This is a genomic window from Moraxella equi, from assembly GCF_002027555.1.
GTDB classification, from domain to species: Bacteria; Pseudomonadota; Gammaproteobacteria; order Pseudomonadales; family Moraxellaceae; genus Moraxella; species Moraxella equi.
The window spans coordinates 12940-29692 of the sequence record NZ_MXAP01000015.1; the positions used below are offsets into that span (position 1 = coordinate 12940).

General features: G+C 47.6%; 17 protein-coding genes. 7 read left to right on the top strand and 10 right to left on the bottom strand.

The genetic code is table 11. The annotated features are described in order from the left end of the window. Nucleotides 1–116: 116 nt before the first annotated feature. The 4 genes from B5J93_RS01420 (at nt 117) to B5J93_RS01435 (ending at nt 4236) form a co-directional block, all read left to right on the top strand. The gene (locus B5J93_RS01420) at nt 117–1364 is read left to right on the top strand and encodes a hypothetical protein (RefSeq protein ID WP_079324087.1); all 1248 of its coding nucleotides are present in this window, start codon (nt 117–119) and stop codon (nt 1362–1364) included. Between the two features lie 187 nt (nt 1365–1551). Continuing rightward, nucleotides 1552–1767 (top strand): PA3496 family putative envelope integrity protein, encoded by a 216-nt coding sequence (locus B5J93_RS01425; RefSeq protein WP_029102430.1) that lies wholly within the window; start codon nt 1552–1554, stop codon nt 1765–1767. Nucleotides 1768–1865: 98 nt separating this feature from the next. Further along, the gene (locus tag B5J93_RS01430; protein ID WP_079324088.1) at nt 1866–2402 is read left to right on the top strand and encodes a YecA/YgfB family protein; all 537 of its coding nucleotides are present in this window, start codon (nt 1866–1868) and stop codon (nt 2400–2402) included. A gap of 181 nt (nt 2403–2583) precedes the next feature. Beyond that, nucleotides 2584–4236 (top strand): fatty acid--CoA ligase, encoded by a 1653-nt coding sequence (locus tag B5J93_RS01435; RefSeq protein ID WP_079324089.1) that lies wholly within the window; start codon nt 2584–2586, stop codon nt 4234–4236. 18 nt (nt 4237–4254) lie between these two features. On the opposite strand, the gene recO is transcribed toward B5J93_RS01435, so the two are convergent. From recO to B5J93_RS01470, 7 genes are all read right to left on the bottom strand, one after another. Continuing rightward, nucleotides 4255–5007 (bottom strand): DNA repair protein RecO, encoded by a 753-nt coding sequence (gene recO, locus B5J93_RS01440; RefSeq protein ID WP_079324090.1) that lies wholly within the window; start codon nt 5005–5007, stop codon nt 4255–4257. Between the two features lie 26 nt (nt 5008–5033). After that, on the bottom strand, nt 5034–6527 hold the full coding sequence (locus tag B5J93_RS01445) for a YifB family Mg chelatase-like AAA ATPase (protein WP_079324091.1): 1494 nt from the start codon (nt 6525–6527) through the stop codon (nt 5034–5036). 178 nt (nt 6528–6705) lie between these two features. After that, on the bottom strand, nt 6706–7167 hold the full coding sequence (locus B5J93_RS01450) for an SMI1/KNR4 family protein (protein WP_115237154.1): 462 nt from the start codon (nt 7165–7167) through the stop codon (nt 6706–6708). After that, nucleotides 7131–7394, bottom strand: coding sequence for a hypothetical protein (locus B5J93_RS01455; RefSeq protein ID WP_079324093.1), 264 nt, complete (start codon nt 7392–7394; stop codon nt 7131–7133). Before B5J93_RS01455 ends, B5J93_RS01450 begins: the two co-directional genes overlap by 37 nt. 28 nt (nt 7395–7422) lie before the next feature. After that, nucleotides 7423–7779, bottom strand: a complete 357-nt coding sequence (locus B5J93_RS01460; protein WP_079324094.1) for a 5-carboxymethyl-2-hydroxymuconate Delta-isomerase — start codon at nt 7777–7779, stop codon at nt 7423–7425. Between the two features lie 16 nt (nt 7780–7795). Continuing rightward, entirely contained in the window at nt 7796–10642 is a 2847-nt protein-coding gene (gene rapA / locus B5J93_RS01465) for an RNA polymerase-associated protein RapA (protein ID WP_079324095.1), read from the bottom strand. 256 nt (nt 10643–10898) lie between these two features. Further along, the gene (locus tag B5J93_RS01470) at nt 10899–11294 is read right to left on the bottom strand and encodes a helix-turn-helix domain-containing protein (RefSeq protein WP_079324096.1); all 396 of its coding nucleotides are present in this window, start codon (nt 11292–11294) and stop codon (nt 10899–10901) included. Nucleotides 11295–11417: 123 nt separating this feature from the next. On the opposite strand from B5J93_RS01470, the gene B5J93_RS01475 reads away from it, so the two are divergent. Continuing rightward, on the top strand, nt 11418–11663 hold the full coding sequence (locus tag B5J93_RS01475; protein WP_079324097.1) for a hypothetical protein: 246 nt from the start codon (nt 11418–11420) through the stop codon (nt 11661–11663). A gap of 63 nt (nt 11664–11726) precedes the next feature. Here B5J93_RS01475 and B5J93_RS01480 read toward each other — a convergent pair whose 3' ends face one another. From B5J93_RS01480 to ccoS, 3 genes are all read right to left on the bottom strand, one after another. Further along, on the bottom strand, nt 11727–12614 hold the full coding sequence (locus tag B5J93_RS01480) for a LysR family transcriptional regulator (RefSeq protein WP_079324098.1): 888 nt from the start codon (nt 12612–12614) through the stop codon (nt 11727–11729). A 226-nt stretch (nt 12615–12840) separates the two neighbouring features. After that, the gene (locus B5J93_RS01485; RefSeq protein ID WP_079324099.1) at nt 12841–13704 is read right to left on the bottom strand and encodes a sulfite exporter TauE/SafE family protein; all 864 of its coding nucleotides are present in this window, start codon (nt 13702–13704) and stop codon (nt 12841–12843) included. After that, nucleotides 13701–13913 (bottom strand): cbb3-type cytochrome oxidase assembly protein CcoS, encoded by a 213-nt coding sequence (ccoS, locus tag B5J93_RS01490; RefSeq protein ID WP_036387736.1) that lies wholly within the window; start codon nt 13911–13913, stop codon nt 13701–13703. Before ccoS ends, B5J93_RS01485 begins: the two co-directional genes overlap by 4 nt. A 530-nt stretch (nt 13914–14443) precedes the next feature. Between ccoS and B5J93_RS01495 the strand changes: the two genes are divergently transcribed. Further along, a complete protein-coding gene (locus B5J93_RS01495; RefSeq protein ID WP_079324100.1) occupies nt 14444–15874 on the top strand; it encodes a C13 family peptidase in 1431 nt (476 codons plus the stop codon). Between the two features lie 26 nt (nt 15875–15900). Continuing rightward, nucleotides 15901–16641 (top strand): pyridoxine 5'-phosphate synthase, encoded by a 741-nt coding sequence (locus B5J93_RS01500; protein ID WP_079324101.1) that lies wholly within the window; start codon nt 15901–15903, stop codon nt 16639–16641. The last annotated feature ends 112 nt before the right edge of the window (nt 16642–16753 follow it).

Here is a 16753-nt window from a genome sequence, read left to right on the forward strand (position 1 = left end):
ATTATGTAAAAATTTTATCCAAATCATGCCAGTATGAGTTTAAGTGCTTAAAATTTCACAAAAAAAATGATAAAATCTACACCCTATTTGTCCACATGCCCAATGAACGATTCGTCATGACCTATCCTGCCCCCCGTCACGGCTTATTTGCTGTTTTTATTTTGGTAAGCCTAACCCTAAATTTGCTGTTTTTTGTCATCAGTGCCGAGCGACAGCAAAAAGAGCGTTATGAGCGTAGCATACAGGCAGAAGCGGTGGCGATTGCCGAAGAGCTGTCCGCACCGCTTAGCATTAACGACCGCATCAGCATCAGCGTGGTAGCAAATCGCTACATTCGGGACGATGACGTGGCATTTGTGGGGGTGTATGATGTTAATGACAATCTGCTCGTGCCTGTGGGCAAAGAGACAAACGGGCAGGCGGTCAAAGAAGTGGTGACAGGCAGTCAAAGCGTGTTGGGCCATGTGACGGTGCAGACGCATGAGATTAATCGAGCCAAGATTATCTCTGATAACTGGATGTATCTGGTGGGGGTGGCGTTTTTACATGCACTGCTATTGCTCATTTATGGCTATGTGGCACGCCCGACCGACGCCATTTGCACAGAGATTTCCCATGACGTGCGTAACCGCCTGCTTGCCAAGGGATTGCTGTATGATGTCAATCAAAAGAACAACGCCCACAGCAGTGGCGACCCCATCGGCACTCAAACAGGCTCATCTAGTACACATCACGCCAAGTATGATACGCCCCCCGCCCAATCTGAACCGTCACATCAAACACAAAGCGAGCATACTTATGTCATCCAAGCCCGCTTTGACGATCCCAACGATTTGCTTGCCACGGTGAGCAATCAGACCAAAAACGTCTATTTTTCACTGTGCCATCAGCTACTGAGTAAGGCGACCACAGAACTGCTTGCCCTGCCGGTGTTTCATGGGGTCAGCGTTGAGCGTATCTCGCTCTTTGATGACCAAGGCTGTCGTATCGTCCTGTCAGGTAAGGATAAATACAGCAAATCTGCCCTAGCATCCATCCTGCTGGCACGACTGGCACTCATGCTCAATCAAACCATCTATGACAAGCACCGTGAACTCAAACGCTTTGCCCTACCCATGCGTACTTATGTCAGCGACGTCGCCCGTCAAGATGAAGTGGTGAGCGTGGGCATAAAACACCGCAAAACACCACTGGTGCTGATGCCAAATCGTGTCATCACGGATTTATCATCTCACGGTAATTTTCTAAAACTTGCCGACCCGATTAGTGTTGCCGAGCGTGAATGCCGTCATCTAAGACACGTGAGCGTCTCTCATGCCGAGACATTGGAGCGAGTGCGAGACAAGGTATTGCTGTCTGGCTGATGGATAAACATGGGGAATGGTGGTAATATTTTTAAAAATTTACTTGACAAAAGATGATTTTACCTTTATAAGGATTTTGAAATTGGGTCAGTTTGTTTTTGCCAAATTGATTTAAAAATAAAAACAAATTTACCCATTTTACCCATTATTTATTTACCCCCAACCCATTTATCCAAAAGGAGTTATCATGAGCGGTCTTGATGATGATTTTGATGATGATAATTTTGAAGAAGATGCCGATGCCCAACTGGCAGACGACACCAAAGCTAAACCCTTAGAAAAACGCCTTAAAATCGACGCCATGCTTGAAGAGCAACGCCTAAATAAACTCATGCGTGCCTTAGAAGATGACGATGATTTTGCCGAATTTGATGATTTGGACGATGATGATTTTGATGCCTAAACTTGCCTTAGGCTAAGTTTGGTGTTGTCATTTGCCTGTCATCTAATTATGCCACTTTTAGCCATGCTATTTTAATCCCAAACCCTAAGAGTACACCCATGACCCGTGATGAATTAATAACGCTACTATACAGCGAAGAGACGAACCCTTATGGCTTTGACCCTGTTGCCACGCATGGGTTTTTGACCGCCAGTATCGTCGGCAAGCCTCTGCCAAATTGGCTGTCCGTCTATTTTGATGGGCATGAAAATGACGTGAGCGACGATGTCAAAACCGCCCTGACGGCATGGCGAGATGAGATTTATCAAACCCTAAAAGACGAAGAGCCTGTTGAACTGCCCTTTGATGCTGATGACGAAGAAGAAGACTTTGGCGAAGACTCAGACGTGGTGGCGTGGTGTATCGGCTTTATCGAGGCGATGTATGGCGATGAGTCTGTGGATTGGTTTGATGATGCCGACACCGAAGAAGACGTGGCGGAGTTGACCTTGCCGATGGTCATCTTGTCAGGTATGGACGAAGAGAGTGAAGAGCTTGGCATGATGCGAGGTGACATTGACATGATGGTGCAGCTCGCCAATAGCTTAGAAGGCAATGTTACTGAGCTGTTTTTGTTGTTTCATACCAATGATTGATGGTGGTCTTTGATATTACAAATCTTTGTGATGGATGCCCTAAAATCAGCCGTGTTTTAGGGTGTTTTTTATGTACAAAAATTCTTTACAAGTGTTTTTAAATGAGTTATGCTAAGTCATCAGTCTTAGGATGGATAATTTTAGGATTGATGACTTTTTATTTTATTTGTAAGGACACATCATGCACGACCACATTCACGGCTATGAAGCCAGCCCTCACGCCTATCCTTTTCCACTCATTATCAAACAACTCTTAAATCGAGCTAAAACCGTCTCGCTTGACCAAGAGATTTTTTATGCCGACAAAGCCCGATTTACTTATCGGGAGTTTTTGGGGCGGATACAGCGTTTTGCCAATGTTTTGACCGATTTGGGGCTAAAACGAGGCGACGTTGTGGCAGTCATGGACTGGGACAGTCATCGCTATTTAGAAGCGTATTTTGCCATTCCCATGCTCGGGCTGATTTTACAAACGGTTAATATCCGCCTGTCCCCTGAAAAAATCCTATATACCCTAAACCACGCCAAGCCCAAGGCGTTGCTCCTTAACTCTGAATTTATGCCGATGATTGGCAATCATGTCCATGACGTGCCAAGCGTTGAGAAAATCATTTGGCTTGATGACCACGCCACGCCTGCCCCTGATTTTGTGGTGGGCGAGTACGAAGAGCTGTTAAGCCGTGCCGATGATGTATTTGAATTTAAAGATTTTGACGAAAACACCATTGCCACGACTTTTTATACATCAGGCACGACAGGCGACCCTAAGGGCGTGTTTTTTAGTCATCGCCAAATCGTCCTGCACGCCATGGCGGTGGCAATGGGGGCAAGTCTAAACCCCGATGAAGTTGGGCTTAGATACTCGGACGTGTATATGCCGATTACGCCAATGTTTCATGTTAATGGCTGGGGCATTCCCTATGTGGCGACCATGATTGGGTTAAAACAAATCTACCCAAGCCGTTATGTGCCAAGCCTACTGGTAGATTTGGCAGTCAAACACAAGGTAAGCTTTACCCACTGCGTACCGACTATTTTACAAATGATGCTAAAAGAAGCAGGCGAGCGTGATATTGCCTTTGACGGCTTAAAGATGATTATCGGTGGCTCACGCCTGACCGAAGGGCTTGCCAAATCCGCCCTAGCCCGTGGCATACAGGTCTATACCGCCTATGGCATGAGTGAGACCTGCCCTGTGATTACGGTGGCAACTTTTGACAAAAAAGAGCCTTTAACGCCCGAGAACTCACTTGCCATTCGGGTAAGTACGGGCGTGCCTGTGCCACTGGTGGATTTGCAAATTTGGAATGAACACGGGCAAAGCCTACCCCAAGACGGCAAAACCGCAGGCGAAGTGGTGGTGCGTACGCCGTGGCTGACTCAGAGTTATTTTAAAAACCAAGACGCAGGCGATGAGCTGTGGACAGACGGTTATCTACACACCCAAGACATCGCCCACATGGACGATAAAGGCGTGGTGCGAGTTACCGACCGCCTAAAAGACGTCATCAAGTCAGGGGGCGAGTGGGTGTCGTCATTGGAGATTGAGACGATTTTGTCGTTGCACCCGTCTGTGGCGGACATTGCCGTCATCGGTATTCCTGATGATAAATGGGGCGAGCGACCTTTGGCGTTGGTGGTCAAAAAGACAAATCATGATGACATTACGCCTGATGACATTTTGGCACTGGCACACCAAGCCTATGAACGGGAGATTATCCCCAAATACGGCATACCGAGCGAGCTACGTTTTGTTGCCGACATTCCCAAAACCAGCGTGGGCAAGCATGACAAAAAGGTGATTCGCACGCTCGTGGCGGACGGTGAGTTGTAACAAACGCAGGGCAGGCGATCAAGACAACTGGCGATATCTGACCTGTTCTGCCCATAGCTTACGGCTGTTTAGGGGTTTGTAGTCAAGCAGGTAGTCTATCATCGCCCGATGTACCTGTCCGAGCAGTGCCAAGGCGGTGGGGCTTGACTGATGATGGTCTGTCTTACTGACCGCCCTAATCAGTGCCCCTGACATGCCAGTACCGTCGGTGCTAACAAAGCCCCGTTCGGGGATAAAGTCATAATATGACTGTACATCAATCGCCTGCCCTGTCTCATCTGCACCCCAGTCAATGCCTACGCCCAGCTCATCAAACAACGCTCTCTCAAACTGCCGTAGTGTCCGTTTCATCTTGTTCATGTTGCTCATCTCATGAGCGGTGCTGTTGCCCGTTTTATTATTTTTATCATCGCCCATGTCATGACTGACAGCTTGGAGTTGTGTCACGCTGTCATGGTAGTGTTGCCATAGGGCGGGGCAGGGGTTTTCGGGGGCAATGAGTCGGCAGATGAGTTCATTAAGATAGAGTAGGGCGTACTGATTTTGCCCCAAAGGGCGTGGGGGCGATGTGGTCGTGATGTGAATTTGGGTGAAGTTTTTTAGGGTGTTTTGTCCACTGGCAAACAGCTCAATGACTGCAAAGGACGGCATGCCACGCACGCCTACGCCATGCACCACGCCATGTTCGGCACTAAAAAACTGATAAATCGCCCGTTTTTCTTGATAGGCTCGGGTATGTAGTAGATAGCCGGTCAGTGGCTCGTTTTTCATGATGGGTCGCTTGATATAAAAAGAAGTTAGCGATAACTAAGTGCTTCCGCCAAATGAGCCACGCCGACCCTATCCGCCCCTGCTAGGTCAGCAATGGTGCGAGCCACTCTTAATACCCGATGATAGCTACGAGCGGAGAGATTGAGCCGTGATTGGGCGGTGGCGAGTAGCTGTTTTTCTGCCGTGCCAAGCGGTATGTAGGTATCAATCTCGCTTGGGGTCAGCTCGCTGTTAGCTTTGCCTTGACGGTCCAGGGCGATTTGACGGGCTTTGGCAACTCGCTCACGCACCACGGCGGACGGCTCGCCTTGCGGGGCGTTTTGCAGGTCGTCTATCGGCATGGCAGGGACATGGATATGCAGGTCAATACGGTCAAGCAAGGGTCCTGAGATTTTGTCCTGATAACGGCGGATTTGCTCAGGCGTACAGCGACAACGGTTAGACGGGTCGCCATGATAGCCACACGGACACGGATTCATCGCCCCGATGAGCTGAAAATTGGCAGGATAATCCACCTGTGAGTTGGCACGGCTTATCGTGATGGTTTTGGATTCTAACGGCTGTCGCATGACTTCGAGCGTTTTGCGGTCAAACTCGGGCAATTCATCAAGGAATAAAACGCCTTGATGAGCCAGACTAATCTCCCCTGGTTTGGGGCGTGAGCCACCGCCTGATAACGCCATTGCACTCATGGTATGATGACAAGAGCGAAATGGTCGCACGCCAAACTCATAAGGCACGCCTGCCACCGAATAGATGCTTGCCACTTCTAGGGCTTCATCATCGGTCAAGGGCGGTAAAATGCTCGGCAGACGGCTTGCCATTAAGGTTTTGCCTGAACCGGGCGAGCCTTTAAACAGCATGGAATGCCCACCTGTGGCACAGATCTCCAACGCTCTACGGGCGTGGTGTTGCCCTTTGACATCGGACAAATCAAGCGGATAAGTCGCCACCGTTTTGACGGTCGGTATGGCGGTTGGGGTCAGCCTATCGTCTGTATTACCGCCATTGATAGCGTTTAGATGACGGCAGACTTGGGCAAGATTCTGTGCCCCCAGCACGCAAATATCCGCCACTTGCACCGCTTCGGACGCATTGGTGCTTGGTAGCATTAGCGTTCGCCCACCGCCTTTTAGGGTGCGAGCCACCGACAGCGAGCCTGTTACCCCACGCAAATCGCCATTTAGGGCAAGCTCGCCCACAAATTCAAAATTATCCAGCACCGTCTCATCAATCTGCCCACTTGCCGTCAAAATCCCAATGGCAATCGGCAAATCAAGCCTAGCCCCCTCTTTTGGCAGGTCAGCAGGGGCAAGGTTAATCGTGATACGGCGATTGGGAAAATCAAAACCACTGTTGATAATCGCCGAGCGGACACGGTCTTTACTTTCACGCACAGACGCTTCGGGCAAGCCGACCATGGTTAGGGCAGGCAAGCCTTGGGAGATATGGACTTCCACCGTAACAGGCGGTGCGGTCAGACCGATGACAGAACGGGTGTGGATTTGGGCGAAGGACATGGGTTTTATAATCTTAAATTTTAGGATTGGTAATGGTTGGCGTGGTTAATAGATAATGCTTGCAAATAAATTTGTAGGGAAAATTACAATTTACCTTTTATTAAAATTTATCAAATTTTAATCATTGGGCGAATTGCAATTCGCCCCTACAATCCCTAAAACATCAGTTAAACCACGGTTATTCATATTCATAAAGCTCAAAGGTCTCATCTCTTTTATCAAAAGGGATTAGCTCATCAATTAACGCTTCAAATTCATCGTCATCTAATAGCGTCCAATAACCGTCATCGCCTTTGACAGGCTCTTTTTGATACACGTCATTTAAACGCTCAATTTGGACAGGTGTTAAATAAGTACTGTGCGTGCGTAATTGAGCCTGTAAATATTCTTTGATGTTTGGGCTATCCCACCCAACCATAGCCACTTCAAGCATTTTATATACCATAAATTCTTGCAGATTGTTTGCCACATACTCGCTTTCACAGTCATGGCAAATTCTAACTATCTGTGGCTCGCTGTGTTTATCATGCTCATAATAAAAGGCGTAAAAGTCGCCATTGCCACACTGGGCAAATAGTACCAAGCGATTTTCGTACTCTGGTTTTAGATAAAACCAATCGCCGTCATCTTGGCTTGGCAGATAGTCTTTGACAAGGCAATCATCTCATCAGGCGGATACTGTTCATATTCATAAGACACGAGTAAAAAAGGCGGGTTTTGCACAAGTGTTGGAAACACATCTTGATACCAATTTGGCACGCCAGTTTGCATATCCAGCATATCATCTTTGACAAGCTGTTTGTATAAACTTGGCAAGGTAACTTCATAAGTCTGTTCCAAATAATCCAAGTATTCTGGATAATTCATGATGTTTCCTTGTGGTTTAAGCCATGAGTTAAACAATCGCCTTTTGATAAACGTTGGACAATTCGGTGAGATTGACCGCATATTGCACGTTTTGATAAGCCTTACCAATCTCGCTTTGTAATACGCTCATCACACGCCCGACCAAATCCGCCTTTATCTCATCACTGCGACCTGCCATAATCGCCAAATGTGCCATCACAAAATGCTCGCCATCATCAAACGCCAGTCCGATAAGGCTGTCTGTGGCATGATATACACGACTTTTGATGTCTTTGGACTGGGCAAATTGACCGCTTTCAAATAAGGCGGTATTTAGCTTTAATAACAAATCGGCTTCATCGGCGATTTTTAGGTTTTTGGATAATTCTAGGGTAAGATGGGGCATAAAACTTCCTTTTGGATTAATCAGGTTTGACACAAATCAGCACACGAATGCTGTCAGGCACGAGCGATAGATTTGCCAATGCCGACAGTCCCTGCTCTTTCATCTCAATGAGAGTCTTTATTTCGTCATCTCGCACGTTGGGATTGATGGCTTGTAGGCGTTGCAGTCGTCCTATCTCTTTATCCAGATGGTCGGCAAATTGGCTTTGGGCGGACGCACTGATGGCGGACAGCTCATCGGTTGCCTTGGTCTTGGCTAGGGCGGTGATGTTGCCGATGACTTCATGTCTTGCCTTGATGACTTGACGGGCTTTGGCTTTGTCCAGTCTGTCAATGATGGGCAGAAGTTTATCGGGGGTTGCCACTTTGGTTAGGTCATTGCCATTTTCGGCAAGTAGCACACGGATGATTTGCCCTGAAAGATAGGCAGATAGATTTAGGTGTTTGGGAGCGATGGCTTCGACTCGAAAGTGGTTTTCGATGAGCATAATACCCTGTGGCATGGCGGATGATTTTAACAGCACCACACTGGTGTTGCCAAACGTGCCTGACTTGATGGACTCCAACACGCCCGTCATGAGCGGGTGTTCTAGGGTCATGTACGCCATGTCTTCACGGGTTAGGGCTTGGGTGCGGTCAAAAGTTAGGGTCATACCGTCTTCGTCAAGGGGCAGTCCCGAGATGTCCTGCACTTCGGTGCTGTCAATGGGATGAATGACCCACGAATCATCACGGCTAATGCTATAATCGACGTTGAGTGCGTCCAGATAGCGGTCAAGAAATACTGGCAGTATCTGCGTGTTGTCCAGCTCATGCATGGCTTGCACGATACGTCCTGCCACGCTAGGACGGCATGAGTTGTATTCTAATAGACGGTCTCGCCCTGCTTGTAGTTCTTCTTCGAGCTGTATACGCAGGGCGGTTGCGTCCGCCACCAGTTCGGCAAAGTCATTGGGCGTGCCTTGCCCTTCTAGTAGTGGTTTTAGGTCAGCGATGAAATGCTCTTGCACCGTTTGGGCGGTGGGACTGATGTGGCTAAAGATGTTTAGAGCGTGGTCATACCAATGATATAGGCGTTCTTGGGCGGTACCAACGACAAAAGGGACATGCAGGCGGATTTGGGCGATTTGTCCGATGCGGTCAAGTCGTCCGATACGTTGCTCCAAGGTGTCAGGGTTGGCAGGCAAATCAAACAACACCAAATCTTGGGCAAATTGAAAATTACGCCCCTCCGAGCCAATCTCACTACACAGCAGTATCTGAGCTCCATGTGTGTCAGCAAAGTAGGCAGATGCTTGGTCACGCTCCAACAGGCTCATCTGCTCGGTAAAGATGGCGGTCTTAATGCCAGCGTGCAGACGTAACACCGCTTCTAGGCTCTCAATGGTCGCCCCAGAGCGAGCGATGAGCAGGACTTTGTTGTGTTTTAAGTCGTTTTTTAACAGCTCAATGAGCCACGGCACTCGGGGGTCAGCTTCTAGCCATGAGCCGTCAGGAAAGCCCTCTTCGCCCCACAACTGTTCACGCAGTTTGCCATGGGTGTAAGGGGTGTTTTGCCATGCACTTGGCAGGGGCAGTGGATAGGCGATACTGGTACGTCCATAAAAACCCTGCACGCTGTCTCGGGTATTACGAAACAGCACACGTCCTGTGCCGTGGCGGTCTAGTAGCTCGTTAATGATGTGCTGGCGGAGTTTGTCATTGGTGTTGATGTCGGCAATCTCGCTGACATCAAAGCCGAGCAGTCCTGCCACTGCCGTGATTTGCTTATCGGTCAAATCTTTACCGTCTATCAGCAAAGTTGCCACCATTGCCACGTCCGCAAAGGCGTCTTGGGAGGCAATAAAATCATCCAAATCATCAAAGCGGTGTGGGTCAAGCAGTCGCAGGCGGGCAAAATGACTCTCCACCCCAAGCTGTTCTGGCGTGGCGGTCAGTAGTAACACCCCTGCGATGTGTTGGGCAAAATCCGCCACCAACTCGTATTTGTCATTACCGCCTTGCTCGCTGTCCCAATGTAGATGATGGGCTTCATCCACCACAAGCAAATCAAAGCCCGATGCATACGCCTGCTCATATAGGTCGTGATGGTCAAGCAACAAATCAATGCTGGCGATGATGAGCTGTTCGGTGCCAAACACGTTCTCATCAGGGTTGTGCTCTTTGATGGATGCTGTCCGTACTAGGTCAAAAATGGCAAAGTCTAAGTTAAATCGGCGTTTTAACTCTATCATCCACTGATATTGTAAGCTATCAGGAACAAGGATAAGCACTCGATTGGCTCGCCCTGTGATGAGCTGTTGATGAACGACAAGCCCTGCTTCTATCGTCTTGCCCAGTCCCACTTCATCCGCCAGTAGTACTCGGGGGGCTAGGCGTTTGCCGACTTCGTGGGCGATGTAGAGCTGATGGTTAATGATGTCCACTCTTGCCCCGATGAGTCCACGAAGCGGATGACAGGTGAGCATGGCGTTGAGTTTCAAGGCGTCTTGACGGACTTCATAATGCTCATTATGCTCAATGCGTCCTGCCAGCAGTCGCTCCAAGGGCTTGGCGAGCGTGATGTTTGCCGACAGGCGAGTCTCCATGAGACTTTTGCCACAGGTCAGATGATAACGCATGACATCGGCTATCTCTTCACAGCTTGCCACCACGAACTCTTGCCCGTCTTGGTCAAAAATGGTGTCGCCACTGCCAAAGACCACCCGTGACAGTTGAGCGGACGCTTTGGCATACACTCGTTTTTCTTCGCTTTGGGGGAATAAGATGTGAACACAGCGGTCGTCCACTTCGATGACCACGCCCAATCCCAAATTACTCTCAGAATCGGACAAATAACGCTGACCAATGGCAAATACGCTCATAAAAATTTAACGCTCGGTAAAGATGTGATGAATTGATGTTTATGGGGGCAATCCCCATTTTATAAAGGCAAATTGATTATTTTAAGTGAAATGGGTAGGATTTTGCAATAAAAATTTGTTGTGGGTGGTGGTGGGGCGTATGCAAGCGAAAATGAGAACAGTTGTTATGAAAAATAACTGTCATCAAATCTTACTTTTTACAACTGTTTAAAGGGCGGTATGTCTTACCTGAAAAATAGTCCTTTATTCACTTATATTAATGATTTTCTTGACCGTCTAGAAGTTTGGTTAATAGCACAATCTGCTTTTCTTTTTCGGCAATAATTTCATCTTTACAAGCGATGATTTGTTTTAAACTTTCAATTTCATTTGCTATATTTTCATTGTGAGTATAGTATTTATAATAAACAGAACTTCCGTTATTATGAACATGATTATAAAACGTATCGCCACTATTATCTGCAATCAATAAATCAAATAAATTCACTTCAAATATTTCGGCCAGCTGTTGTATTTTATCTAAATGCAATTTGGTTTCGCCACGTTCAATCTTGGCATAGCCACTTGGCGACATACCCATGCGTTCTGCCACTTCTTCTTGTGTCCAATGATTAAATTCTCTTAGGTGTTTGATTTTTTCGTGAATTTGCATAAAAAACTCAATTTGGACAGAAAAATGTTCTAAAAGTCTTAGACTATTCAATAATTTGGGAATATTATAAAGCACATACAAACAAATTACCACCTTTTTAACCCCCAATCATGGAGAAATCTTATGGGTAAATTTATCAAAAACTTGGCAATTCTTGCCACAATCGCTACCATGACAAGTAGTGCAATGGCTTATACCATTGAACGTCAATGGTATGAAATTTGGTTTCAGGTTGAAGGACGTTGCAATGATGGGACATATTTTAACGGCTCTCAAGGTTCAGATGGTTCGTGGACTGTTCAAGGAAAGCAACAGGGATTTCACGTTTCTTCATTAGATACGGCTATCCGTCAAGCTTGTCTTGAATAAAACCACCTTGTATATATGAAATAAACCGCCCCCCAAAGGCGGTTTATTTTTACCCTTTTAAGTTTAAGGCTTTTTAATCCCTTCAAGTAACCCCAAAAACCCCTTCACATACGCCATATCCATACTACTTGCACGCACCCCTGCATACAGCTGACAATATACCCCCGCCCCGAGCGGACGTGTTACCACCCAGCCTTTTTTCTCATATTCGCTCGCCACCCAGTCGGGCAGTGCCGACACACCCCGCTCGCTTGCCACCAGCTGAATGAGCATGGCGGTAAGCTCGGTCGTGCGAATATGTTTGGGGGTAACGCCATTTGGCTCTAAAAATTTGGCAATGACATCAAGGCGAGTCTGCTCCACAGGATAGGCGATGAGTGTCTCGTCCGCTAGGTCGGTAGGAGTTATCACGCTATGGCTTGCCAAGCGGTGCGTGGGCGACATCACAAGGCGACTTTCGTAGGTAAACAGTGGCTCATAATGGATACCGTCTATCGGCAAATCGCTTGCCGTGATGAGTAGGTCAATGTCGCTGTCTAGGAGCATTTGGTGTGGTTCGGGTTCAAAGCCAGAGGCAAAATCCAACTCCACATCGCTATACTCGTTACGATAGACATTTAAAATCGGCATGAGCCAATCAAAACAGCTATGGCACTCGCTTGCCAGTCTTAGTTGCCCTGCTTGTCCGTGTGCCAAACGCCTTATGTCGGCTTTGGTGCGAGCGACTTGCGGCAGGACATTATCGGCAAGCTGCAAAACCAAGCGACCTGCTGGCGTAAAGGTTACAGGGCGAGTACGGCGATTGACCAGCGTAATGTCATAATAGCTTTCTAGCTCTTTTAACTGGTGAGAAATGGCGGATGCGGTCAAATTAAGCTCATCGGCAGTCATGGCAAGCGAACCGAGGCGGTCAAGGGCGGAGAGCATTTGCAAATGGCGGATTTCTAGCATGGCGGTTTTGGGTTAAAAATTTTTCAGTATTTTATCATAAAATCAAAAATTTTTCAGGTTAAAAGGTTGGTAATGAGAATAAGTAGTGATTGATAATGGGGTGTGGTTTTTTGTACACCCAATGAATTCGATATTTGCCATAGGTTTTGGGGGTTGGCTTTGCGTGTCCATAAAAACATCCGCCCAATCATGTCAAAGCCCCATGACAGGGCTTTGATGATGGCATTTAATGATGGTGGTCGTGGTTGTGTCCATGAGAGCTGTGCTCACGGCTGTGCTGATGCCCATGTTCATGATGATGTTCATGCCCCGCATGAGCGTCTTGGCTCATTTGATGATTGTGTTCGTAGTGGTGTTCACCGTGTGCATGACCATGATTGCCATGCCCGCCATGATGATGACCGTGCATGAGATGCATGATGGTGGGCGAGAGCATGACAGACAGCCCCGAGATGAGCATAACAGCTCCACTAAATTTACGCAGGTTAAAGGCTTTAACTTTTTGTTGTAGCCATGACAGTGCCGCCCCCGTCATGACAAGCATGGGCAACGTACCAACCCCAAAGGCGAGCATGAACAGCATGCCCATGATGGGTTCATGCCCTGCCGCCGCCACACTCATCGCCATGACCAGTGCCCCATAGACCAGACCGCAGGGAAGTAGCCCCCACAGCAGACCCGCTCCCAGAGCCTTGGGCAAGCTGTCCATGGGCAATACCTTTTGGCGGACAGGGGCAAGGCGATTCCACAGACCCAGTCCCACTTTTTCAAGGCGATTTAAAAATGGCACGCCAAGCATGAGTAGGGCGGCAAACACAATCGCCAGACCCAGCACAATGCGTGGCAGAGCGTTATCGGTCATGAGCGGAGCAAGCACGCTCTCGCCAATGAGGGTGGCAATCAATCCCAAACCCATATAGCTGAGCAGTCGCCCTGTGTGATAGCTGGCGATGAGTATACCTCGTTTTTGGGGGCTTAGGTTTTTCATCGAGATGCCAAAAGCAGTCACAATGCCCCCACACATGCCCATGCAGTGTGGCGACCCCAAAAAGCCCATGGCAAGGGCAGGTACTAATAGAGCGATACTCATGCGTTATCCTTGTGGTGTTGGTTATTTTGGTTTGCCTGGCGAGCGTGATTTAGGGTGTCACGGCGGGCTTGACGGTCGTCTAAGATGATTTGGTCGGGGGCGTTGTCTAAGTCTTCAAACTGGTTGGATTTGACCGCATACACAATCGCCCAAATCGCCACAACGAACAACATAAGACTTAGTGGAATGAGCAGGTAGATACTGACCATGTCATCTCTTTTATAAAAGGTGTTAAAGGTAGAAAGGTGTAAATTCACCCTTGGTTAATGGTGTATTTATTGATAAATTTGGACAAAGGGAAAATGCCCCAGTGCCAACCAATCAACACAAACCAAGATAGGGGTAATATTCTAACATATTTATCCGCTTTGGCGGTTAAGTTTTTAAAAAATCCACAAAAAATTTATGGTTTTTGAGCAAGTACACTCAACCAACTTGATATTTATCACGGGTTTGTAGGGGTTGGCTCTGCACACCCTTTGATGATATTACTATACAAGGCGTGCTCAGCACGCCCCTACGTCCACACATCATTGTATTTGTAGTAATTTTAAAGTTTCTTGGGTGTATAACTTTTTCTAAAAATAAACTCTGCTGATTTAACGAATGAACGTCAGTCATTTCGTCATTGATAAACAGTAATGCACCAAATTTTTATAAAACCACTTGCCACAACCGTAAATTTTTGCGAAAATAAACCAATTTAACTTTTTGTTCTATATCGATAAAGAGTCGCCATTTGTCACTAGAATCCCTAAAAATACAATCCCTGCCAAGATTTTCCCTAAACTTTGCCGCCAACATCGTCGCTGCCTTGTGGATGTTGGTGGGGTCGGTGCGTGCCTTTAACTGGGTCAAGCCCACGTTTGGGCAGTTTGTGCTGTTTGCTCTGTTGGCGTTGGCGGTCAATATCTTATTGGCGTGGCTGACGGCAAATTTTGGTAGCGACTTTAACGAGCAGGGGCTGATTAGCTACTTGATTTGGCCGACCATCATGCTCATTGCAGGGATTTTGCTTGCCAAGCGTACGCTTAACTACTCACTGCTGTTTGTGCCTGTGATTTTGTGGCTAGTGGCAGATACACTACTGATTTTGGTGCAAAGTGGCATGCAGTTTTTGAGCTTGCAAAACTGGCTACCAAATTGGATGTATCGCATTTTGCCCGATTTGTTCGTGGCACTGTTTGTGTGGCAGACGGCAGCACTGCTACTGATTTTCGCCAAGCGTTTGCACTGGCAGTGGTGGGAGCGAGTCATCATGATGATGGGGGCAATTGCCCTGTTGGTGGTGTGGCAAAAAAACGTGGCAGACCAACCCATTTTTAAGGTAAAAAACCAAAACCCGACCATCAGCGAGACTGCCTTTTATGCCCAGCCGATGATTTTGGCAGACCATTTGGCGAACATTGAAAAGTCGGAGACGGGCGAGACCGACTGGTACTTTATGGGTGTGGCAGGATATAGCGAGTTGGATGTCTTTACCAATGAGATAGAGCAGGCAAAACAGCTGTTTGATGTGCGTTTTGGCACAAAGGGCAAATCAATTGCACTCATCAATAACCCAAATACATGGCAGTCTGACCCCATCGCCACTAAGACCAGTATTCACGAGACGCTCCAAACCATCGGCAAACAGATGAATGCCGATGAAGACGTGCTGTTTTTGACGTTAAGCTCACACGGGGCGGTGGATGAGAGCGGTCAGATTTTGGGGGATTTGGTGCTGGATAATCCGCCACTGGATTTGGATGACATTGACCCTGTGTGGCTCAAAGAGACGCTTGACGCATCGGGCATTCGTTGGCGGGTGATTGTCATCTCATCGTGCTACTCGGGTGCGTTTATTGAGAGTTTGGCATCACCGACCACGCTCATCATTACCGCATCGGCTGCCGATAGAGCGTCTTTCGGGTGCGGTCATAACGCCGATTTGAGTTATTTTGGGCGGGCGTTTTTTGCCGAAGGCTTGCGTGGCGATAAAAACACTTTTGATAACGCCTACGCCTACACCAAAAAGCGGGTGGGCGAGCTAGAAGCACTCATGGGCTTTATGCCATCAGAGCCACAGATGTATGTCGGTAGTCTCATGAAAACGGCACTGCCCGAGCTTGAGCAAACGCTTTTTGACAACAGCCAAGAGCCGACCATGCCAGCAGATGGCAAGCCCTAACATATGCGAGATATTAAGGAAAAACCATGAAAACCCCCCGACTTGGTGTTAATATTGACCACATCGCCACACTTCGTAACGCTCGTGGCGTGGATTATCCGTGTCCTGTCAAAGGGGCGGTGGTGTGTGAGCAAGCAGGGGCGGACGGCATTACCCTGCATTTGCGTGAAGACCGCCGTCATATCAAGGACGCTGACGTCTATGCCATGAAAAAAGCGATTGGCATTCCAATGAACCTAGAAATGGCGGTAACCGATGAGATGCTTGCCATTGCCTGCGATGTCCGCCCCCAGTGGGTGTGCCTTGTCCCCGAAAAACGCCAAGAGGTGACGACCGAAGGTGGGCTTGATGTCATCAATAATGATAAATTACCTAACTTCATCAAAGACCTGCAAAATGTCGGCATCAAAGTATCGCTCTTTATAGACCCCGATACCGCCCAGATTGACAGAGCGATAGAGCTTGGGGCGGATGCTATTGAGATTCACACAGGGGCGTATGCCGAGCGTTGCCTTGAAAATAACCAAGACAAAATCGCCCATGAGCTAGACCGTGTCAAAAAAGGCGTAGCATTTGCTTTGTCTAAACACCCGAGCTTTTTGGTCAATGCAGGGCATGGCTTAACGGTGGATAATGTCGCCCCCATTGCTCAGATTGACGGCATTCATGAATTAAACATTGGGCATAGTATTATTGCCGATGGTGTATTTGTGGGCTTGGGTAGGGCTGTGCAGGATATGAAACAAGCTTTTGGTTGTAAAGCTTGATGCCATTTATCACTAAAAATATCTGCTTTATTGTAAAAAATGGCAACTTTTATGTAATAAACTGTATTTTTTATCAAAAAAAGGTTGTCAAATTCTTATTTTGCCGTTAAGC